Origin of the sequence: Acetobacter orientalis, from assembly GCF_000963965.1 — a bacterium.
In the GTDB taxonomy this organism is placed as follows: domain Bacteria; phylum Pseudomonadota; class Alphaproteobacteria; order Acetobacterales; family Acetobacteraceae; genus Acetobacter; species Acetobacter orientalis.
In genome coordinates this window covers 1-243 of sequence record NZ_BAMX01000041.1, presented here as the reverse complement: position 1 = coordinate 243, position 243 = coordinate 1, and the positions used below count along the sequence as shown (strand labels likewise).

The window sequence follows — 243 nt, the reverse complement described above, 5'->3', positions numbered from 1 at the left end:
GCTTGCTGCGATGTGGATTGCGGACATGAAGGTATGAGCGCAGCGATCATATCGGGTCGCAATACGTCGCCAGTCTTTCAGCTTTGCGAACATGTTTTTGATGAGGTGGCGCTTTTTATACAGATGCCAATTGTAAGGTGGCTTTGATTTCCGGTTCTTCTTCGGCGGAATACAGGCTGTGATGTTCCGGTCTGCAAGCGATAACCTGATCTGGTTGCTGTCGTAGCCTCTGTCCCCGATGAC

Annotated in this window: 1 protein-coding gene; it reads right to left on the bottom strand. The window is 50.6% G+C overall.

All coding sequences use genetic code 11. From position 1 onward, the window contains the following. Window positions 1–243: IS5/IS1182 family transposase (locus Abor_RS12410; RefSeq protein ID WP_048842221.1), on the bottom strand; the 243-nt coding region annotated here is incomplete at both ends.